The sequence below is a fragment of the Paradevosia shaoguanensis genome, assembly GCF_016801025.1.
Lineage (GTDB): Bacteria > Pseudomonadota > Alphaproteobacteria > Rhizobiales > Devosiaceae > Paradevosia > Paradevosia shaoguanensis.
This window is the reverse complement of record NZ_CP068983.1, coordinates 863,625-884,179: the sequence shown is the minus strand read 5'-3', so window position 1 is coordinate 884,179 and position 20,555 is coordinate 863,625. Positions and strand designations below refer to the sequence as shown.

Below are 20,555 nucleotides of genomic sequence, written 5' to 3'. Positions count from 1 at the left end.
ACCCTCAAAGCCACTCAACAAAGGAAACCGGACCAATAAAATGACCGGCACCCCAAGGCATTTTCTGAACCTCCTCGACTTCACCCCCGAAGAGCTCCGCACCATGCTGGCGCTGGCCAGCGAGCTCAAGGCGCTGCTCAAGGCGGGTGAACGACCGCTCCTGCTCAAGGACAAGGTCCTGGCCATGATCTTCGAGCGCCAGTCGACCCGCACCCGCGTCTCCTTCGATGTCGGCATGCGCCAGCTCGGCGGCGAAACCCTGATGCTGACCGGCCAGGAAATGCAGCTCTCGCGCGAGGAAACCCTTGCCGACACCGCGCGCGTCATGTCGCGCTATGTCGATGCGATCATGATCCGCATTCTCTCGCATGATGACCTGCTCGAACTCGCCGGCGCCTCCTCGGTGCCGGTGATCAACGGTCTCACCCGCCGCGCGCACCCCTGCCAGGTCATGGCCGACGTCATGACCTTCGAGGAGCATCGCGGCCCGATCCAGGGCGCCAAGATCGCCTGGGTCGGTGACAGCAACAACGTCATGGCCTCCTGGGTCCATGCCGCCAGGCTGCTCGGCGCCAGGCTCGATATCGCCGTGCCCGAGGAATATGGCCCGGACCAGGGCATGCTGGCCGACATCCGTGCTGCCGGCAGCTCCGTGCGCCTGATGGACGACCCGCATGAGGCGGTCAAGGATGCCGACCTCATCATTACCGACACCTGGGTTTCGATGGGCGACACCGACGAGGTCGAGCGCCGCCGCGTCTTGAAACCTTACCGCGTCAACACCAACTTGATGGCCGAGGCCGGCAAGGATGCACTTTTCATGCACTGCCTGCCTGCTCACCGCGGCGATGAAGTTACCGATGAGGTCATTGATGGGCCTCAATCGGTTGTCTTTGATGAAGCCGAAAATCGCTTACACGCACAAAAGGCGATCCTGTGCTGGGTGTTCGGGATCGAAAAGCTTTAATGGCTGCTGAAACTCTATTGTCCACGCTCGGCCTCGACCGCCCCGAAAGCGGTGATGACGTCGTGGTGCCGTTCACTCTGGAAGGGCTCGATTGCCGTGGCCGCTCGGTGCGGCTGGGTGAGGCGCTCGATACCATCCTCAACCGGCACAAATATCCGGCTCCCGTAGCTCGCCTTCTCGGCGAAGCCGTGGTGCTGGCTGCCCTTGTCGGCTCCTCCCTCAAGTTCGAGGGCCGCTTCATCCTGCAGACGCAGACCGATGGGCCGGTGAACCTCATCGTCGTCGATCTCGACGCGCCCGATGGCCTGCGCGGCTATGCCCGCTTCGACCACGACGCGCTGGTCAAGGCATCCGAACTGGGCAAGACCAGGCCCGGCGAACTGCTCGGTCACGGCCACCTGGCCATGACCATCGACCAGGGCGCTCACACCGAGCGTTACCAGGGCATCGTCGCGCTCGAAGGCCAGTCGCTTGAAGAGGTGGCGCACACCTACTTCCAGCAGTCCGAGCAGATCCCGACCATGGTGCGCCTCGCCGTCGCCGAATATTCGGAAAAGGGCTATGCCCGTCCGAAATGGCGCGCCGGCGGCGTGCTGGTGCAGTATCTGCCCGAGCACGGCATGGGCATCGTCCGCGACCTGCCGGGCGATGGCAATTTCGATAATGACGAGGTTCCGGCCGACGACAAGTGGGCCACTGCCCAGGCGCTGCTCGGCACCCTCACCGATGCCGAACTGGCCGATCCCGAACTCTCGCCCGAGCGCATGCTGTTCCGTCTGTTCCACGAGACCGGCGTGCGGGTCTTCCCCGCCCTCGATCTCGAGGAGCGCTGCACCTGCTCGGCCGAACGCATCGAGGCGATGCTGCGCGACAGCTTCACCGCCGAGGAGCGTGAGGACATGGCCGTGGACGGCGAGATCGAAGTGGTCTGCGAGTTCTGCTCGACGGCCTATCACTTCAAGCCGCACGAGTTCGAGACCGAACACTGAATGAACCAAGGCCCGGAGCGATCTGGGCCTTGTCGTTTCAGTCGGGCTCGATCACCGGTGCCGCAGCGACCCAATAGCCCGGCCAGCGCTCGCGCAGGTCATGCGCTGCCTGATGCGCCTGCGTGCCCGAGCCGAAAAGCCCGAAGACCGTCGCCCCCGATCCCGACATCCGCGCCAGCACGCATCCGGGCGCCTTGCCCAGTGCATCGTGCAATTGCCCGATGACAGGCACCAGCGCTACCGCTGGCGGCTCAAGGTCGTTGCGCGTCTCCGCCAGCCAGATGCCCAATTGCGCAGGCCGCGTCAGCGGCTCGGGAAGATCCGGCAATCCCTCGTTCTGGTGGATGGAAAGGCGTCGGAACACATCCGCCGTCACCACCGGCACCAGCGGGTTGACCAGCACCACGTGAAGCTTGGGAAAGCTCATCAGCGCCGTGATTTTCTCGCCGATCCCCCGTGCCCGGCAGGGGCGGGAGAGCAGGCACATCGGCACATCGGCACCCAGTTGCGCCGCCACCGCCATCAATTCGTGCTCGGGGATCAAGGCCGGCCCCAGGGACGCCATGAGCCGCAGCACCGCAGCCGCGTCTGCCGAACCGCCACCCAAACCGGCCGCGACCGGCAGGTTCTTCTTGAGGTCGAAAGCCAGGCGCGTCGGCACATGGTCGGGCCAGTTGGCGCGGAACGCCGCCACGGCGCGCAGCACGAGGTTGCCCTCGCCGCTGGTCAGTCCGGTGCCGAACGGCCCCGTCACCTTGAGAATGTCGTTCGGGGCAGGGGAGGCCTCGATCTCGTCGGCGACGTCGGCGAACACCACGAGGCTGTCGAGCTCGTGATAGCCGTCACTTCGCCGCCCCGTCACATGCAGCGCGAGGTTGATCTTGGCCGGTGCCGTTTCGACGAAAATGTCAGTCACGGCCGCTACTGGGTAGCAGCGACCGGATCGAGCCCGTTTGCCAGCTTGGGCAGCACGCGCTCCTTGACGTTCCCTTCGGTATCCACGCTCAGCGCGATGTTCCACTGGAACTTGGCTTCGAGCGTGCGCCCGGCGCGCCAATAGGCGTCGCCCAGATGGTCGTTGATCTCGGGATCGTTCGGCCGCAACTGCACGGCCTGTTCGAGATAACGCACCGCGTCGTTGTACTTGTTGAGCCGGTAATAGGCCCAGCCGAGGCTATCCACGATATAGCCGTCGTTGGGCTGCGCCTTGACCGCCTTCTGGATCATGTCCAGGGCCTTGTCGAGGTTCATGCCCTTGTCGACCCAGCTATAGCCCAGATAGTTGAGCACCTGCGGCTGGTCGGGGTTGAGTTCGAGCGCGCGGATGAAATCCGGCTCGGCCTTGTTCCACTCGTTGGCGCGCTCATAGGCGATGCCGCGCACATAATAGAACCGCCAGTCGGCCGGCGCATCGCCCTTGGTGAGGTCGAGCGCCTTCGAATAGGCATCGGCCGCCGCGACATACTGCTTGTCCGAGCGCAGCAGGTCGCCGAGCGTGGAGACCGCATCGATATCGTTGGGATCCGTCGCCACGATATTGCCGAGCCGCCTGATGGCTTCGCCGCGATTGCCCGTCGCATCGAGGTTCGAGGCCACGCGGATGACCGCCGTCGCCTTCATCGGCGAATTGTTCGGCACCGCCTCGTAGAGCTTGTTGGCCGCGTCGTGCTGGCCGGCGCCATCGAGCAACTGGCCCAGCACCAGGCCGATCACGTCGGCCTTGGGTTCGAGATACATGCCCAGCCGCAGGAAGACCACGGCGAGGTCGAGGCTGCCGTCGCGCGCCAGCGCAACGCCGATGCCATGATACATCTCGGCCGCGCCGGTCTGCGGATTGGTCGCGAACATGCCCGGCCGCTTGTGTTCGGCCAGTTGCGTCTTGACCTGGTCGACCAGCGGATGGCTCAGGCCCTGCGCCTCGAAATTGACCACGACGTCAATGGCTTCGTCGAACTTGCCGGCGTTGCCCAGCATGCGGGCATAGGCCTCGGCGACCCGGGCGACATAGGGGTCGTTCTCGTAGGCCTTCTTGGCATAGGCCAGGGCGTTCGTGTTGTCGCCCGTGACCTCGGCCATGAGCGCGCGATGGAACATCAGGAAGTCGCCCAGCCCCTGGCCGCTCAGTTCGTCGAGCAGCTTGTTGGCCTCGGCGGTCTTCTTGTCGCCGACCAGTGCCCAGGCCCGGAGGATGTCCCCCGTAATGCCGGCGAAATTGTCGGAGCCCAGGTTCTGCAGCGCCTCGGCGGCCGCGCCATAGCGGCGCTCCTTGAGCGCTTCGGTGGCGATCACGAGCCGGGCGAGTTGGTTGTCGGGCTGGAGTTCGATGAGGTGTCGGGCCGCATTGGCGGCGTCGCCGATCTGGCCGTTGGCGGCATAGGCCACGAAGGCGCGCTCGATGACGGTCGGGTTTTCCCAATCCACCTGCGCGGCCTGGCCAAAATAGCGGGCGGCGTCAGCAGTGCGCAGGTCCACCATGGCCTGCTGCCCGGCCAGGAAACTGCCGGTGGCGCTCAGCGGCCTGCTGGTGAAGATCGTCTGGGAGAGCGCGGTGGAAGACATGCCCATGACGGCTACGGCAACGAGAGCCGAGCGATGGAAAATGCGCGCAAGGGAAGTCACAGAGTTGGGTTCTCCCGCAAATCAGCGAAATGGCTGTTCCATTAAGCGCGCAAGATTGGCCGTTTTGAGACTGCGCCGCAAGTGGCGGTGGCGCTCTTGTGATGCTCGCTTGAGGATTCCGCGCTCCGCGATGCCAGACCGCTTTGAGAAAGCGGGGAGAATATCCCCGCCCGCCTACATACCGCTATAGTTTGGCCCGCTCCCGCCTTCCGGGGGCACCCAGGTGATGTTCTGGGCGGGGTCCTTGATGTCGCAAGTCTTGCAATGCACGCAATTGGCGGCATGGATGCGGAACACCGGCTCCTTACCCTGCTCGTCCACCTCGTAGACGTCGGCCGGGCAATAGAGCGGCGCCGGCTCGCCGTAGCGCGGCAGGTTATCGCGGATCGGCACCTCGGGATCGCTCAGCACCAGATGCACCGGCTGGTCCTCGTCATGCGCCAAGTTGGCAAGGAATACCGAGGACGACCTGTCGAACGTCGTCACGCCATCGGGCCGCTCATATTGCTTGGCCGTCACCGCATCCTTGCGCTTGAGCCCTGCAAAGTCGGCGCCCTTATGCGCCAGTGTGCCGAACAGTGAGAGCTTGAAGAGCTGGTTGGTCCACATGTCGAACCCCGCCAGCAACAGGCCCCCCGTCAACGTCCCGAAACGCGACCAGAGCGGCTTCATGTTGCGCACCGGTTTGAGTTCGGCCTCGATGCCGGTTGCCAGCACCTTCTCCTGCAGGCCCTCGAGCGTATCGTTCGCCCGTCCCGCCGCAATGGCCTCGCCCACGGCTTCGCCCGCAGCCATGCCCGAGACGATGGCATTGTGGATGGCCTTGAGCCGCGGCGCGTTCATGAACCCTGCGGCGCAGCCGATCAGTGCCCCGCCGGCAAAGGCGAGGTTCGGGATTGACTGCCAGCCGCCCGAAGTCAGCGACCGCGCGCCATAGGAGATCCGCTTGGCGCCCTCCAGCAGCGGCGCGATCGCCTTGTGCTGCTTGAACCGCTGGAACTCGCCGAACGGGGAGAGGGTGGGGTTGTCGTAGTCGAGATGCACCACGAGCCCGAGATAGATCTTGCGATCCTGTGCGTGGTAGCAGAACCCGCCGCCCCGCGTGCTGTTGTCGAGCGGAAAGCCCAGATAATGGTCGACGCGCCCTGGCTGGTGCCTGTCTTCCGCGATCTCCCAGACTTCCTTGATCCCGAGCCCGTATTTCTGCGGGCTCCGCCCCGCATCGAGCGCAAAGGCCGGAATGAGCTTCTTGGCCAGCGATCCGCGCGCTCCCTCGGCGATCAGCGTATACTTGACCAGGAGCGCGATGCCGCGCGCAAAGCTGTCCTTGGGCTTGCCCTCGCGATCGATGCCGAGATCGCCGGTGATGATGCCGAGCACCTCGCCCTTCTCGCCCGTCACCACGTCCACAGCCGCCGTCATCGGATAGATGTCGACACCCAGCGCCGTCGCCTGTTCGCCCAGCCAGCGGCAGAGGTCACCCAAGCTGACGATCACCCCGTTCGGGGTCTTCATCAGCGGCGGAATGATGAGGTCGGGAATCGGCAGGTCGCCGGTCGCCGTGAGCAGGTGAAAATGGTCCTGGCTGACGTCGGGTCCCACCGGCGCGCCCTTTTCCCGCCAGTCCGGGATCAGCGCATCGAGCCCCTTCGGATCCATCACCGCGCCCGAAAGGATATGTCCGCCGATATCGGCCGACTTCTCCACCACCGTCACCGCGATATCGGGATGGCTCTGCTTGAGGCGGATCGCCGCCGCAAGTCCGGATGGGCCTGCGCCCACGATCACCACATCGGTCGAAAGGCTTTCGCGGTCGCCGGCTGAGGCCATGGAGTCGTCCAATTCCAGGTGCAGTGAAGGTGCCGGCGCTGGCCGCGCCGCAAGGCGTGTGACATAACAGAGATCATGACTGCAAATCGACCGCTAAGTGACGCTGAAATGGTCGCGGCCCTCGAGTGGTATCGGGCCGTGGGCGTCGACCTGGCGGTCGGCGAGGACCCCGTCGATCGCTTCGCCGCCTCCCAGATGGCGCGCCCGCGTCCGGCCCCGCCGCCGGCAGCCACGCAGACTGCTGTGCCCCTGCCGCCGCCCGCCACGGCCGCAGGCCTCAACGCCGATCCGTCCGAGGCCCGCGCCCTGGCCGCCAGCGCCAGGACGCTCGATGAGCTTCAATCCATCCTCGGTTCCTATGACGGCTGCGCCCTCAAGCTGCGCGCCACCCAGCTCGTCTTTGCCGACGGCAATCCGGAGGCCGATATTATGCTGATCGGCGAGGCTCCCGGCAGCGAAGAGGATCGCCAGGGCAAGCCCTTCGTCGGCCGCTCCGGCCAGTTGCTCGATCGTATGCTCAATGCCATCGGCCTCGACCGCACCAAGGTCTATATCGCCAATACCGTGCCCTGGCGCCCGCCTGGCAACCGCACGCCGACGCCTGAGGAAATCGCGCTCTGCCTGCCCTTCCTGCATAGGCAGGTCGAACTGGTCGCGCCCCGTATCATCGTCACGCTCGGCGGCCCGGCGATGCAGACCGTGTTCCAGACCACGGCCGGCATCCTCAAATCGCGAGGGCACTGGCGCGAACTGACCGTGGGCAACCACAGCGCCATGGCCATCGCCACGCTCCACCCGGCCTATCTGCTGCGCCAGCCGCTCCAGAAGCACCAGGCCTGGCGCGACATGCTTTCGATCCGGCAGAAGATCGTCTCGGAAAACATTCTTCCGATGGAAAACCTGCCCCAATCTTGACGGAGTGTTCACCCAGGGATGGAACTATTCTTCCATACCTGAACTGAATCTCTGTCGCGGCTCGGTTTTTCAAAGCGGTTCAATGACTTCCGTCATCAAGATCTATGCGCTCTTCATCGGCTCCTGCCTGCTCATGTTTGGCGGGGGCTTGCAGGGGCTCCTGCTCTCCGTTCGCGGCGCGGAGGAGCACTTCTCCCTCCTTGCGCTGGGCTTGATCGGCACCGGCTGGTCGGTCGGCTTCGTCACCGGCTCGATCACGGTGCCTTTCCTCGTCAAGCGCGTCGGTCACATCCGGGCCTATTCGGTCATGGCCGTCTTCGGCACGGTGACCATTCTTCTCAACCTGCTCTGGATCAACGATATTGGCTGGATCGTGCTGCGCGCCTTCTCCGGCTTCTGCTTCGCTGGCGCCGCGATGATCGTTGAAAGCTGGCTCAACGAAGTGGCCGACAATCGCAATCGCGGCACGATCTTTTCCATCTACACCACCCTCAACATGGCCGCCTCGACCCTCGGCCAGCTCGCTATGTCGGTCACCGGCGTCACCGGCTACGTGCCGTTCGTCGTGGGCGCCATCAGCTTCACCCTTGCCGTCCTGCCCACCGCGCTGACCTCGACCCCGCAACCACGTCCGCTGGCTTCCGCCAAGATCGACCTGGTCCTGCTCTACAAGACCTCGCCCATCGCCGTTATCGCCGCCTTCGCGCTAGGCATGGCCAACGGCACCTTCGGCACGCTGGCTCCGGTCTATGGCTATGCCCAGGGGCTCGATGCCGCCGGCATCTCCATCCTCTTCGCTATCACCGCCATCCTCGGCGCCTCCGCCCAGATCCCGTTCGGCCGCCTCTCCGATCGTATCGACCGGCGCCTGGTCATGATCGGGCTGAGCATCGTGGCGGCCGTGGCCGGGCTCCTCATGGTGATCATCAATCCGTCGCCGGGTATCATCATGTATGTGCTGTTCGGTATCTATGGTTTTGCCGCCAACCCGATCTATGCCATCGCCGTCGCCCATGCGAACGACTTCGCCAAGGATGGCAGCTTCGCCAAGATCGCCAGCGGCATGCTGATGATCCTGGGCACTGGCCTCGCCATCGGCCCGGCCGTCGCCTCGGTCATCATGAGCAGTTTCGGCCCCGTGGGCCTCTTCATCGTCACCGCCACCTTCCACGCCGCGCTGGCGGTGGTCGCGTTCCTGCGCATGAAGATTCGCCCGGTCCGCGACGCCAGCGGCCGCATGCGCTTCCGCCCGATCGAGGCCACCAAGGCGACGCCCGAAACCGTGGTGCTCGATCCGCGCTCGGACCCCGAAGAGGCCGAACGCGAGAAACGGGCCTCGACAGCGACCGCCTGACGGACTAAGAGAGCGGCGCTTCACGAGCCGTAAGCGTTACCGTCATCCAACGCACCAACCTGGCCCAGCGGGACTTGCCCGCGGGATTGGTGCCTGCTGGCCTTATGACGGAGACGTTCCCTATGCGCTTTCAGCGCTTGCCCAAAAGCTATGCCGCGGTGGTTACACCGCTGGTGCTTTCCTTGATCATGACATTTGTCGTATCGCTTATCGCAACCCTTCGCTCGCTCGGGTTGTCGTCCGACCTGGTTCCCTTCTGGCTGCAGGCCTGGGCGATGTCCTGGGTGGTCGCTTTCCCCACGCTGCTCGCGGTCCTTCCGCTCGTGCGGCGGATCGTGGTGGCGATCGTCGAGACCTGATTTTTACCGGTGGCCCGTCTCGGGCCACCTCCATTGCCAGGAGCGTATGATGTTCAAGTCCGAGCGTGACGACAAAAAGCCCTTCGTTCCGCTGTCGTTTTTCATCATTGCCGTCTCGGATACCCGAACGCTCGAGACCGATACCAGCGGCGCCCTTCTCAGGGAGATGATCGAGGCCGATGGTCACCACGTGTTCGATCGCACCGTGGTGCCGGACGTGGTTCACCAGTTGCGCGCCCGCGTCCAGGGCATCGCCGCCGATACGCATATCGATGTGATCATCACCACCGGCGGCACCGGCTTTACCGGCCGCGACGTCACGCCCGAGGCTATCGAGCCGCTTTTCGATAAGCGCATGGACGGCTTCTCGGTCCTCTTCCACCAGCTTTCGGCCCAGACCATCGGCACCTCGACCATCCAGTCGCGCGCCACCGCCGGCCTCATCGGCAAGACCTTCGTCTTCTGCCTCCCGGGCTCCAAGGGCGCCGTCCGCGACGCCTGGACCGGCATCCTGCGGCACCAGTTCGACTACCGCACCAAGCCTTGCAACTTCGTGGAAATCATGCCGCGCCTGCAGGAGCACCTGCAGCGCCTCGAAGTGGAAAAGTAAGGGCTTCGGCATCGCTGAGCCGGCCGGGAAGGGAACCGGCTAGAACGCCCGAGCCACGCTGAACTCGGCGACATCGCCCAGCAGCGTCCGCATCTCGGAGGCCGGCAGCACCCGCAATGCCTCGCGCGCGGCGCGGGCATGGGCATGGGCCTTCTCGACCGTCCGGTTGAGCGTGTCGTACTTCTCGAGGATCGCCACGACCCGGGCCACCGTCTCGTCCGCGACCTCGGCGTCGCCGAGCGCCTTTTCGATGAGGCTGCGCTCGGCCGGCGTGGAATCCGCCAGCGCCAGGATGATCGGCAGGGTCATCTTGCCCTCGCGCAGATCATCGCCCGTATTCTTGCCGAGCGTCCCCGCCTCGCCACGATAGTCGAGCACGTCGTCGACCAGCTGGAAGGCGTTGCCCAGTTCGACGCCATAGGTCCGCAGCGCCTCGCGCCCGGAGGCATCCGCACCGCCCACCATTGCTCCCACCTCGGCCGCCGCTTCGAAGAGCGTTGCTGTCTTGGCGTGGATCACCTGGTCGTATTCGGCGGGCGTCGTCGAAAGATCGCGCGTCTTGGCGAGCTGGAAGACCTCGCCTTCCGCCATCGTGGCGGCAGCCTTGGCCAATACGCCGAGCGCGTCGACGTCCTTGGTCTCGACCATCATCATGAAGGCCTGGCCGAGCAGGAAGTCGCCTACCAGCACGCTCGCCTGGTTGCCCCAGATGATGCGCGCAGCCGGCCGGCCGCGGCGCAGGTCGCTCTCGTCGACCACATCGTCATGGAGCAACGTCGCGTTGTGCATGAATTCGACTGCGGCGGCGAAATTGACATGGGCGCCGTTCGAACGCCCGAAGAGCAGTGCGGCTGCCACGGTCAGCATCGGGCGCAGCCGCTTGCCCCCGGCTTCGATGAGATAGCGGGCGAGTTCGGGCACCATGTCCACGTGCGAATCGGCGCGCGCAAGTATAAGCGCGTTCACCTTGCTCATTTCCGCTTGCGTTGCGGTCAGCAGGCGGTCCATCGCATTGGGACCGGCCAGTTCGTTTTCTGCTGTCGCCGACAAGGCCATTGTTTACTCGCGTTTGCCGTGAGCCCGGCAATTGTCGTTGAGCCGGAGCAGGCGCGTTATATGCTGGGCCGCAACCAAGCAAAACCCCTGCCCGAAGGGTGCGATGTCCCTAGACCAGCCTAACGACTTTGTAAAACACCAAACGCTGACGCGCGATGCCTTTTTGGGCGGCCGCCTGGTTGTGTCGCAACCTGGCCACGGTTTTCGCGCAGGCGTCGATTCCGTGATTCTCGGTGCCGCCGTGAATCCCGCCAGCACGCGCCTGCTCGATATGGGAGCCGGGGTCGGTGTCGCCGGCATGGTGGCCATGGCCGATCTGCCTCAGCTCAAGGCCGATCTCGTCGAGATCGACGAGGAAACACTGGGCATCACGCACATCAACCTGCGCGACAATGCCCTGGCCGATCGCGCCCGCGCCTTTCTCGTCGATGTCACCGCCAAGGGCAGCGAACGCGCCGCTGCCGGCGTCGAGGCCGATGCCTATACCTCCGTCATCGCCAACCCGCCCTATTTCGGCAGCAACGGCACAATCTCGCCCAAGGCCGGTCGCGCCACGGCGCGCCATATGGATGCCGCAGAGCTCGCACTCTGGGTCCGTGCCGCCGCCATGCACGCCGCGCCGGGCGGCGAGATCATCTTTGTGCACGTGGCGCAGGTGCTGCCGCAATTGCTGGCCGCGCTCGATGCCCGCTTCGGCGGGCTCACGGTCCTGCCTCTCTCCCCGCGCCGGGGCATGGATTGCTCGCGCATCCTCGTCCGCGCCATCAAGGGCTCCAAGGCCCCGTTCCGCATGCTGGCGACGCGGCCGCTGCACGAAGATGTGGGGCAGGCGTTCATGCCCGAATTCCAGGCGATCTTCCGTGGCACTGGACGGCTGCACTGGTAATTGGCAGGCTTGCCGCCTACATCACCGGCTGAAAGTCGGGGGAGCCTAATGGCAGGACGAATTCGCAACTGGATCGGCAAGCTTTTCGGACGCGGCGGCACCGTCATTCCGGTCGTTCGCCTCAATGGCGTCATAGCCGCCGACACTCGCCCCGGCCGGCTCAACATCGCCGCCGTCGGTCCGCTCCTCAAGCGCGCTTTCGACATGAAGGCGGCGCCCGCCATTGCCATCATCGTCAATTCGCCCGGGGGCTCGCCCGTACAGTCGCGCCTCATCTCCAAGCGCATCCGTGACCTCGCCGACGAAACCGGCAAGCACGTCATCGTCTTCGTCGAGGATGCAGCGGCCTCGGGCGGCTATTTCATTGCCGTTGGCGGCGACGAAATCATCGCCGATCCCTCGTCCATCGTCGGCTCGATCGGCGTCATCTCGGCCGGCTTCGGGTTCGTCGAGGCCATCGAAAAACTCGGCATCACGCGCCGCGTCTATACTGCTGGCAAGAGCAAGTCGACGCTCGATCCCTTCATGCCCGAAAAGGCCGAGGACGTGCAGCGCCTCAGCGACTTCGCGCTCGATATCCATCACGTCTTCATCGATCACGTGAAAACGCGCCGTCAGGGCAAGCTGACAGCGCCCGACGATGAGATTTTTACCGGCCAGTGGTGGAGCGCCTTGCGCGGCCTCGAACTCGGCCTCATCGACGCCATCGGCGATCTCCACGAAACCCTGCGCACGCGCTACGGCGCCGACGTCCAACTCAAGCTCATCGAGCCCAAGCGGCCGCTGCTATCGCTGCCGCGCATCGGCATTTCCGCCGGTGGGGCAGGGGGCATTACCGGCGATGTCATCGCTTCGGTCGAAGATCGCGCGCTCTGGTCGAGGTTCGGGCTGTGACGGCGGTAATCCTGCGCGTACTGATTTATGTGGTGATCGCTGGTGCCGTCTATTTCGGCATCCGCAAGATCTGGCGCGACTGGAAACAGCAGTTCCGCGACATCGATCGCGAGCAGCACAAGCGCGATCTGCGCGAGCGCGAGCAGCCCGATGTCATCACCCTGCGCCGCGATGGCGATGGCGTTTTCCGCGCCAATGGCGACAAAGGCGACGACCGCGGTCCGCGCGCTTGACCGTCCGGATGCGGCCAACTAGTTTCGCCGCGCTTTCCCCTGCCGGACCCTTGCCGCCATGACCGATGCCCTGCTGCCCAACATGGACCCGAAACGCTCGTTCCAGGGCCTGATCCTGACGTTGCAGCGTTACTGGGCCGAGCAGGGTTGCGTGATCCTGCAGCCCTATGACATGCCCATGGGCGCCGGCACCTCGCACACTGCAACCGTCCTGCGCGCCCTCGGCCCCAAGCACTGGAATGCCGCCTATGTGCAGCCTTCGCGCCGCCCGAAGGATGGTCGCTATGGCGAGAACCCTAACCGGCTCCAGCACTATTACCAGTTCCAGGTGATCCTGAAGCCGTCGCCGGATAACATCCAGCAGCTCTATCTCAATTCGCTCGCCGCCATCGGCCTCGATTCCACCCTACACGACATCCGCTTCGTCGAGGACGACTGGGAGAACCCCACGCTCGGCGCCTGGGGCCTGGGCTGGGAGTGCTGGTGCGACGGCATGGAAGTGAGCCAGTTCACCTACTTCCAGCAGGTAGCCGGCTTTGAATGCTCGCCCGTTTCCGGCGAGATCACCTATGGGCTCGAGCGCCTCGCCATGTATGTGCAGGGCGTCGAGAACGTCTACGATCTCAACTTCAACGGCGGCAACGGCAACGACAAGGTCACCTACGGCGACGTCTTCCTGCAGAACGAGCAGGAATTCTCCAAGTACAACTTCGAATCCGCCGACACCGACATGCTGTTCCAGCATTTCGCGGATGCCGAGAAGGAATGCCGTGCGCTGCTCGAAAAGGGCCAGGACGGCGATCGCCACACACTGGCCGTTCCGGCCTATGAGCAGGTGCTCAAGGCCGCGCACAACTTCAACCTCCTCGATGCCCGCGGCGTGATTTCGGTCACCGAGCGGCAGAGCTACATCCTGCGCATCCGCGAGCTGGCCAAGGCCTGCGGCGCCGCCTGGCTGCAGACTGCCAATGGCGGCGCAGTCTAGGGTAGAATTTTAGCGCCGGGCTGCCTATCTATCTCCCGTCCGTAACGGGAGATTTCCGATGAAGATAAAGCTCACGCGCAAGCAATCCGCGCCACCTAACCTGGCCGCCCGGGCATTGTCCGAAGGGCAGTTTCGACCCAAGGTCGAGAAAAACCCGAAGGCTTACAGCCGCAAGCAGAAGCATCCAAAGGGGAGCGTGATGGAACATCAGCTCCCCTTTTCCGTTCCCGCTGGTGAGGACGAGCAGGACAATAGCTAAGAAAAGCAGCACTTTGCTTAGCTATTGCCCTGTTGAAGTCCTCGCACCGCAATGCCAGTGTGCATTCGGCTTGCGCTTGGCGTTCAGGGGAAAATCATGACCGGCTGGATTATTCTCATCATCGTCGTCGCCGTCCTCGGCTACGGCGTCTACCTCTACAACGACCTGGTGCGGAACCGGCAACTGACGCAGGAAGGCTGGTCGGGCATCGACGTGCAGCTCAAGCGCCGCGCCGATCTCATTCCCAATCTGCTCGAAACGGTGAAGGGCTACATGTCCCACGAGCGCGAAACGCTCGAAGCGGTCACCAGCGCCCGCGCCGCCGCACAGGCCGGCTCCAACGCCACCCCGGAGGAACGGGCCAAGCTCGAAGGCGCGCTGACCGGTGCCCTGGGGCGCCTTCTTGCCGTCGCCGAGGCCTATCCGGACCTCAAGGCTAACACCACTTTCCTCGAATTCCAGAAGGCGCTGCAGGGCGTCGAAGACGAAATCCAGCTAGCCCGCCGCTACTACAACGGCGCCGTGCGCAATCTCAACGTGGCGGTTGAATCCTTCCCCTCGGCGATCATCGCCAACATGTTCAAGTTCACCAAGGCGGAATATTTCGAGCTCGAGAACGCTGCCGACCGCGCCGTCCCGACCGTCAAGTTCTGACCAGCCGCAAGGGAAACCGCGCATGCTTGGCCTGCTCACGCGGCTCCTGGCCGCTTTCGCGCTGCTGGTCGCCCTGGTGCTGCCCGCCGCGGCGGCCGAGGGTATTCGCTCGTTTGACGCCGATATCGTGCTGAGCCGTGACGGCACGGTCGACGTCACCGAACGCATCACCGTAGAGGCCGAAGGCTTCAGCATCACGCGCGGCATCTTCCGCGACATTCCCACGACGCTCACCAACCCCAACGGTTCGCTGCTGCGCGCCAATCTCGATGTCCTTTCCGTGACTCGGGACGGCCGCGCGGAAAACTACGCGCTCGAAGATCTCGACAACCACTTCAAACGCATCCGCATCGGCAATCCCGACGTCTATCTCGACCGGGGCCTGCACACCTACGAAGTCCGCTACACCATGACTCGCATGGGGCGCACTTTCGAGGATCACGACGAGCTCTACTGGAACGTCACCGGCAATTACTGGTCTTTCCCGATCGCCTCGGCCACCGCCAGGGTAACGCTGCCCGCCGAAGCGGTGATCTCCAAACTTGTCGGCTATACCGGCCCCGTTGGCTCGAACGAGCGGGCAGTCACCGTGACGCGCACGAGCGACAACACCGCCACGTTCAAGGCCAACCGCCGGCTCGACGCCGGCGAAGGCATGAGCGTCGCGCTCGCCTTCCAGAAGGGCGTGCTCGAAGCACCCGGCGGACTGACCGGCATCGGCTACTGGCTCTCCGATCACCGCGATACCATACTGCCGCTCATCGCCGTGCTGCTGGTCCTCGGCTACAATTTCTTCGCCTGGGACTTGGTCGGCCGCGATCCCCCCAAGGGCACGATCATTCCGCTCTTCCACCCGCCCAAGGGCTACTCGCCCGCTCTCGCCCACTACATCAGCGAAATGGGCTGGAAGCGCGATGGCTGGACCGCCTTTACCGCCTCGATCTTCGATCTTGGCGTCAAGGGCCTGGTCAAGATCGACCAGACCACCAAGAAGCTGCGCATCACCCTGACTGGTGCCGAACCTGCCGAAACGCTCCCGCCCGGCGAGGCCATGCTCTTCGGCTACCTCAAGTCCAAGGGCGACATCACCGTTGACACCACCACCGGCCCCGAGCTCAATCAGAAGCGCAGCGAGTTCATCTCCACGCTCCAGAACGAGAACCGGCAGGTCTACTTTCGCAACAACACCGGCTACGTCTTCCTCGGCGGCCTGCTGGCTGTACTGCTGTTGGGCGCCATGGTGTTCTTCGAGGTGCTCGATCCGCTCTGGCTCATCATCGCGGTCGTCGTCGGCATCGGCATTGGCCTTTTCACCTCGATCTTCTCCAACTTCTGGAACGGCGGCGGCTTCAGCCGCTTCGTGATCGTGATCTGGATCGGCATTGCCGCCTTCAACCTCATCGGCGCAGGCACCGACGTCATCTCCGGCTTCCAGGTCGATACCGCGGTGTTCGCCGCGGCCTCGATTGTCCTGATTACCATCGTCTTCGCCATCTTGCTGCGCGCGCCCACCGTGCAGGGCCGCAAGGTCATGGACGATCTCGATGGCTTCAAGATGTACATCAACACCGCCGAGAAAGAGCGGCTCAACATGGTCAACGAGCCGCCGATGACCATAGAGCGCTTCGAGTCCATCCTGCCCTTTGCCATTGCCCTGGGTATCGAAAAGCCCTGGTCGCAATACTTCCAGAGCGAGCTCGCCCGCAACGCGGTGGCCGGCGCGACGGTCGCCTCCTATTCGCCCGGCTGGTATTCGGGCCGCGATTTTTCCTCGGGCAATTTCTCCAACACCGTTTCCTCGGTCGCCTCCAGCATGACCTCGGCCATGGTCGCCGCGCAGCCGCAATCCTCCTCCTCGTCGGCCTTTTCCGGCGGTGGCGGTGGTGGCGGCGGCTCGGGTGGTGGCGGCGGAGGCGGCGGCGGCGGTGGCTGGTGATCGCCAGCCCACCGCTCTGCGGCGATAGACAATCGCTCCCACCCTTGCTAGGCAATCCGCGCCTTTCCGCTAGCTGGTTTCACAAATGCCCGAACTGCTGCTCGAACTCTTCTCGGAAGAAATCCCGGCCCGCTTTCAGCGCCGCGCCGCGGAGGATTTGAAGAAGGCCGTCACCAACGGCCTGGTCGAGGCAGGCTTGCTCTATGAGGGCGCCAAGGCATTCGCCACCCCGCGCCGCCTGGCGTTGACCGTCACCGGTCTGCCGCCCCGTTCGCCCGATACCCGCGAAGAGAAGAAGGGCCCGCGCGTCGGCGCGCCGCAGGCCGCCATCGACGGCTTCCTCAAGTCGGCCGGGCTCGTTTCGATTTCCGAGGCCAAGGTCGAGAGCGACCCCAAGAAGGGCGAGTTCTATGTCGCCGTCGTCGAGCGCAAGGGTGAGGAGACGCAGCGCATCCTCTCGCAATTGCTGCCCAAGGTGATCGCCGAATTCCCGTGGCCCAAGTCGATGCGCTGGGGCTCCGGCCGCACGCAATGGGTGCGCCCGATGCGCGCCATCACTGCGACCTTCGGGACGGAGAACGACGAACCGGAAGTCATCCATTTCGGCGCCGGAGACCTCGAAAGCGGCCAGACCACCTACGGCCACCGCTTCCTCGCGCCCGAGGCGATCAAGGTCCGGCGGTTCGATGACTACGTCACCTCGCTGGAGCGCGCCAAGGTCGTGCTCGATCTCGACCGCCGCCGCGATATCATCAAGTCCGACGCCGAACACCTGGCCTTCGCCCAGGGCCTGACGGTCATCGAGGACGAAGGCCTGCTCGAAGAGGTTGCTGGTCTCGTCGAATGGCCGGTCGTCATGATGGGCTCGTTCGATCCCGATTTCCTCGAAGTGCCCGAGGAAGTGATCATCACGACCATCCGCGCCAACCAGAAGTGCTTTTGCCTGCGCGATGCCAGCGGACGCCTGGCGCCCAAATTCCTGCTGACAGCCAATACCATCGCCAAGGATGGCGGCGAGATGATCGTGGCGGGCAATGAGCGCGTGATCCGCGCGCGCCTGTCGGATGCCAAGTTCTTCTACGAGACCGACCTCGCCGTGCCGCTGGCCACCGGCGTGCCGCGCCTCGCCCAGACCGTATTCCACGCCAAGCTCGGCACCCAGCTCGAACGCGTCAACCGCATCGAGAAGCTGGCCGTCGAGATCGCGTCAGTAGTCGGCGCCGATCCCGAGGAAGCGCGCCGCGCCGCGCGCCTGGCCAAGGCCGACCTCGTGACGCAGATGGTTGGCGAGTTCCCCGAACTTCAGGGCCTCATGGGCCGCTATTATGCCGAGCGGCAGGGCGAGTCCCGTGCCGTGGCCAATGCCATCGAGATGCACTACAAGCCGCTCGGTCCGACCGACAAGGTGCCGAATGAGCCCGTGGCCATCGCGGTGGCGCTGGCCGACAAGCTCGACCTGCTCAAGGGCTTCTGGGCGATCGACGAGAAGCCCACCGGCTCGCGCGATCCCTTCGCGCTGCGCCGCGCTGCCCTCGGCGTCATCCGCATCATCACCGAGAACGGCCTGCGCTTCCCGCTCGACGTCGAGCCGGACCTGCTCTCGTTCTTCCATGATCGCCTCAAGGTCTCGCTCCGCGATGCCGGCGCGCGCTATGATCTCGTGGACGCCGTCATTTCGGCTGACAGCAACGATGTCCTTCAGATCACCCAGCGCGTCGAAGCGCTCTCGGACCTTCTGGGCACCGAAGACGGCCGCAACCTTCTCGCCGGCTATCGCCGCGCGGTGAACATCCTCGTCGCCGAGGAGAAGAAGGACGGGCGCTCCTATGCCGGCGAAGACTTCGAGGGCGGCGCCGAGCCGGTTGCCGAGGAATTCGAACTGCGCCGCGGTGTCGCCCAGGCCTGGTCGGACGTTTCGGCCCGCATCGCCGCCGACGACTACAAGGGCGCCATGACTGCCCTCGGCCGCCTGCGCGGCCCGGTCGATGCCTTCTTCGAAGCAGTGCTGGTCAACGACCCCGACCCGGTCGTCCGCGGCAACCGCCTCAAGCTCCTCGCCCGCCTGCGCGACACGATGCATCTGGTGGCCGACTTCTCGAAGATCGCGGGTTAGTGTCCGTACTCAATTGCACCGGTAGATGAGGTTGCGATGGCTGCCCCAACCACCGGACTTCCCCGGACTTGATCCGGGGCCCATTGCCACCCTCCACTTGAGTGGAGGAATCCGTGGGCCCCGGCTCTGCGGCCGGGGAAGTTCAGTGGTTGTCGCGCGGCAGACGGACAGCGCTTCCGTTGGAATCTGTCGGATGTACGGACCCTAGGCCTTCCGCGGATCTCTTCCCCGGCGAAAGCCGGGGGGAGATATCGTTCTGCACGCACTGACCCATCTCCCGCCCTCGGCCTTGCCGGAGAGGTGGTCTGTGTTTCTGATCGAACTGCTGATAAAGCGCCCGCCTCAAACCGGCGGCACGATCGCGTCCTTGCGCCCATTCTTCTTGAACGGCGCCATGCCCTCATTAGCCAGCTGGTCGGCCCGCTCGTTGAGGTCGTGGCCGGCATGGCCCTTGACCCAATGCCAGGAAATGTCGTGCCGCTGCACGGCTTCGTCGAGAGCCTGCCAGAGCTCGAGGTTCTTCACCGGCTTCTTGTCGGCGGTGCGCCAGCCATTGCGCTTCCAGTTGTGGATCCAGCCCTGCACGCCGTTCTTGACGTACTGGCTGTCCGTATAGAGTTCCACCTTGCATGGACGCTTGAGGGCGTTGAGCGCCTCGATGGCGGCGGTGAGCTCCATCTTGTTGTTGGTGGTGTTGGCCTCGCCGCCCTTGAGCTCCTTGGTCTTGCCGCCGTATTCGAGAATGGCACCCCAGCCGCCCGGCCCGGGATTGCCCGAGCAGGCGCCATCGGTGTGAATCGTTACGAGGTCAGACATGAGTGGTTCCGTGGATCAAAAGTCCGGCAGGATGATGCCATGAAGGCGGGAATGCGGGGATAACTCAGCCCGCCACTTCCACGGCGACCGACCGCAATTCGCGCGGCACGTTGAAGGCGATGTTCTCGCGCGCAGTGACCCGGCTCTCGACCTTGATCTCGTAGCGCTGGGCAAAGGCTTCGATGACTTCGTCCACGAGGCTCTCCGGCGCCGACGCGCCGGCCGAAACGCCAAGCGAACGAATGCCTTCCAGCCGCGACCAGTCGATCTCGTTGGCGCGGTCGACCAGCATGGCCACCTTGCAGCCAGCCCGCTCGGCCACTTCCACCAGCCGCAGCGAGTTCGACGAATTGGGCGAGCCCACCACGATCATCGCATCCACTTCCGGCGCCACTTGCTTGACCGCTTCCTGGCGATTGGTGGTGGCGTAGCAGATGTCTTCCTTGTGCGGCCCGTTGATGGCGGGGAACCGGCGGCGGAGCGCCGCGACGATCTCGCTGGTGTCGTCCACCGAAAGCGTCGTCTGCGTAACGAAAGCCAGTGTTTCCGGATGCTGCGGCTCGAACACCTCGGCATCGGCCACTGTTTCGATGAGCGTGATCGAGCCTTCGGGCAACTGACCCATCGTACCGACCACCTCCGGGTGCCCCCGGTGGCCGATCAGCACGATCTCGTGACCTTCCGCATGGTGGCGCTGCGCCTCGACATGCACCTTGGAGACGAGGGGGCAGGTGGCATCCAGGAAGAACATGTTCCGTGAACGCGCATCGGCCGGCACGCTCTTGGGCACGCCATGGGCGGAGAAGACGACCGGCGCATCGGTCTCGGGAATCTCTTCGAGTTCCTCGACGAACACGGCGCCCTTGGCCTTCAGGCCATCCACCACATACTTGTTGTGCACGATAGCGTGGCGCACATAGACAGGCGCGCCATATTTCTGGAGCGCCAGCTCCACGATCTGGATCGCCCGATCCACGCCTGCGCAGAAGCCGCGCGGTGCGCACAGCACAATGTCAAGTTGCGGCCTTTTTTCCATATGAAAGCAAATGCTTTCTGAGGCCTTCCAAGTCAAGTCTTGTT

Annotated in this window: 20 protein-coding genes; 14 read left to right on the top strand and 6 right to left on the bottom strand. The window is 64.4% G+C overall.

What is annotated here, in order from left to right; translation table 11 throughout:
* The first annotated feature begins 40 nt into the window (after nucleotides 1-40).
* Nucleotides 41-967: an ornithine carbamoyltransferase gene (gene argF, locus JNE37_RS04085; protein WP_035028119.1), complete on the top strand. Its 927-nt coding sequence runs from the start codon at nucleotides 41-43 to the stop codon at nucleotides 965-967.
* Nucleotides 967-1,956, top strand: a complete 990-nt coding sequence (locus JNE37_RS04080; RefSeq protein ID WP_052014909.1) for an Hsp33 family molecular chaperone — start codon at nucleotides 967-969, stop codon at nucleotides 1,954-1,956. Before argF ends, JNE37_RS04080 begins: the two co-directional genes overlap by 1 nt.
* A 37-nt stretch (nucleotides 1,957-1,993) precedes the next feature.
* On the opposite strand, the gene JNE37_RS04075 is transcribed toward JNE37_RS04080, so the two are convergent.
* The 3 genes from JNE37_RS04075 to JNE37_RS04065 all read right to left on the bottom strand — a co-directional run bounded on the left by JNE37_RS04075 (nucleotide 1,994) and on the right by JNE37_RS04065 (nucleotide 6,405).
* Nucleotides 1,994-2,872 (bottom strand): 4-(cytidine 5'-diphospho)-2-C-methyl-D-erythritol kinase, encoded by an 879-nt coding sequence (locus JNE37_RS04075; protein WP_246513507.1) that lies wholly within the window; start codon nucleotides 2,870-2,872, stop codon nucleotides 1,994-1,996.
* Nucleotides 2,873-2,877: 5 nt separating this feature from the next.
* Entirely contained in the window at nucleotides 2,878-4,575 is a 1,698-nt protein-coding gene (locus tag JNE37_RS04070; protein WP_152571902.1) for a tetratricopeptide repeat protein, read from the bottom strand.
* 174 nt (nucleotides 4,576-4,749) lie between these two features.
* The gene (locus JNE37_RS04065; RefSeq protein ID WP_203065395.1) at nucleotides 4,750-6,405 is read right to left on the bottom strand and encodes an electron transfer flavoprotein-ubiquinone oxidoreductase; all 1,656 of its coding nucleotides are present in this window, start codon (nucleotides 6,403-6,405) and stop codon (nucleotides 4,750-4,752) included.
* Between the two features lie 75 nt (nucleotides 6,406-6,480).
* Between JNE37_RS04065 and JNE37_RS04060 the strand changes: the two genes are divergently transcribed.
* From JNE37_RS04060 to moaB, 4 genes are all read left to right on the top strand, one after another.
* On the top strand, nucleotides 6,481-7,320 hold the full coding sequence (locus JNE37_RS04060) for a uracil-DNA glycosylase (RefSeq protein ID WP_203065394.1): 840 nt from the start codon (nucleotides 6,481-6,483) through the stop codon (nucleotides 7,318-7,320).
* Nucleotides 7,321-7,402: 82 nt separating this feature from the next.
* Nucleotides 7,403-8,674 carry an MFS transporter gene (locus JNE37_RS04055; RefSeq protein ID WP_035028105.1) on the top strand — a complete coding sequence of 424 codons (1,272 nt, stop codon included), beginning with the start codon at nucleotides 7,403-7,405 and terminating at the stop codon, nucleotides 8,672-8,674.
* A 122-nt stretch (nucleotides 8,675-8,796) separates the two neighbouring features.
* Nucleotides 8,797-9,033, top strand: a complete 237-nt coding sequence (locus JNE37_RS04050) for a DUF2798 domain-containing protein (RefSeq protein WP_246513505.1) — start codon at nucleotides 8,797-8,799, stop codon at nucleotides 9,031-9,033.
* Nucleotides 9,034-9,082: 49 nt separating this feature from the next.
* Nucleotides 9,083-9,643 carry a molybdenum cofactor biosynthesis protein B gene (moaB, locus tag JNE37_RS04045; protein ID WP_035028100.1) on the top strand — a complete coding sequence of 187 codons (561 nt, stop codon included), beginning with the start codon at nucleotides 9,083-9,085 and terminating at the stop codon, nucleotides 9,641-9,643.
* Nucleotides 9,644-9,682: 39 nt separating this feature from the next.
* Here the strand turns inward: moaB and JNE37_RS04040 are convergent, their stop codons facing one another.
* Nucleotides 9,683-10,699, bottom strand: coding sequence for a polyprenyl synthetase family protein (locus JNE37_RS04040; protein WP_203065393.1), 1,017 nt, complete (start codon nucleotides 10,697-10,699; stop codon nucleotides 9,683-9,685).
* A gap of 223 nt (nucleotides 10,700-10,922) precedes the next feature.
* Between JNE37_RS04040 and JNE37_RS04035 the strand changes: the two genes are divergently transcribed.
* The 8 genes from JNE37_RS04035 (at nucleotide 10,923) to glyS (ending at nucleotide 18,659) form a co-directional block, all read left to right on the top strand.
* Nucleotides 10,923-11,585 (top strand): tRNA1(Val) (adenine(37)-N6)-methyltransferase, encoded by a 663-nt coding sequence (locus JNE37_RS04035; protein WP_203065392.1) that lies wholly within the window; start codon nucleotides 10,923-10,925, stop codon nucleotides 11,583-11,585.
* 48 nt (nucleotides 11,586-11,633) lie between these two features.
* Entirely contained in the window at nucleotides 11,634-12,479 is an 846-nt protein-coding gene (locus JNE37_RS04030; RefSeq protein WP_035028097.1) for a S49 family peptidase, read from the top strand.
* Nucleotides 12,476-12,712, top strand: coding sequence for a hypothetical protein (locus tag JNE37_RS04025; protein WP_035028094.1), 237 nt, complete (start codon nucleotides 12,476-12,478; stop codon nucleotides 12,710-12,712). Before JNE37_RS04030 ends, JNE37_RS04025 begins: the two co-directional genes overlap by 4 nt.
* 58 nt (nucleotides 12,713-12,770) lie before the next feature.
* Nucleotides 12,771-13,697 (top strand): glycine--tRNA ligase subunit alpha, encoded by a 927-nt coding sequence (locus JNE37_RS04020; protein ID WP_152571901.1) that lies wholly within the window; start codon nucleotides 12,771-12,773, stop codon nucleotides 13,695-13,697.
* A 58-nt stretch (nucleotides 13,698-13,755) separates the two neighbouring features.
* Nucleotides 13,756-13,956: a DUF7230 family protein gene (locus JNE37_RS04015; RefSeq protein WP_035028091.1), complete on the top strand. Its 201-nt coding sequence runs from the start codon at nucleotides 13,756-13,758 to the stop codon at nucleotides 13,954-13,956.
* 96 nt (nucleotides 13,957-14,052) lie between these two features.
* The gene (locus JNE37_RS04010) at nucleotides 14,053-14,610 is read left to right on the top strand and encodes a LemA family protein (protein ID WP_035028088.1); all 558 of its coding nucleotides are present in this window, start codon (nucleotides 14,053-14,055) and stop codon (nucleotides 14,608-14,610) included.
* Between the two features lie 22 nt (nucleotides 14,611-14,632).
* On the top strand, nucleotides 14,633-16,546 hold the full coding sequence (locus JNE37_RS04005; protein WP_203065391.1) for a DUF2207 domain-containing protein: 1,914 nt from the start codon (nucleotides 14,633-14,635) through the stop codon (nucleotides 16,544-16,546).
* Between the two features lie 85 nt (nucleotides 16,547-16,631).
* Nucleotides 16,632-18,659 (top strand): glycine--tRNA ligase subunit beta, encoded by a 2,028-nt coding sequence (gene glyS / locus JNE37_RS04000; protein ID WP_203065390.1) that lies wholly within the window; start codon nucleotides 16,632-16,634, stop codon nucleotides 18,657-18,659.
* Between the two features lie 342 nt (nucleotides 18,660-19,001).
* Here glyS and rnhA read toward each other — a convergent pair whose 3' ends face one another.
* Nucleotides 19,002-19,475 (bottom strand): ribonuclease HI, encoded by a 474-nt coding sequence (gene rnhA, locus JNE37_RS03995; RefSeq protein ID WP_035028079.1) that lies wholly within the window; start codon nucleotides 19,473-19,475, stop codon nucleotides 19,002-19,004.
* A gap of 64 nt (nucleotides 19,476-19,539) precedes the next feature.
* A complete protein-coding gene (ispH, locus tag JNE37_RS03990) occupies nucleotides 19,540-20,511 on the bottom strand; it encodes a 4-hydroxy-3-methylbut-2-enyl diphosphate reductase (protein WP_035091644.1) in 972 nt (323 codons plus the stop codon).
* Between the last annotated feature and the right edge of the window lie 44 nt (nucleotides 20,512-20,555).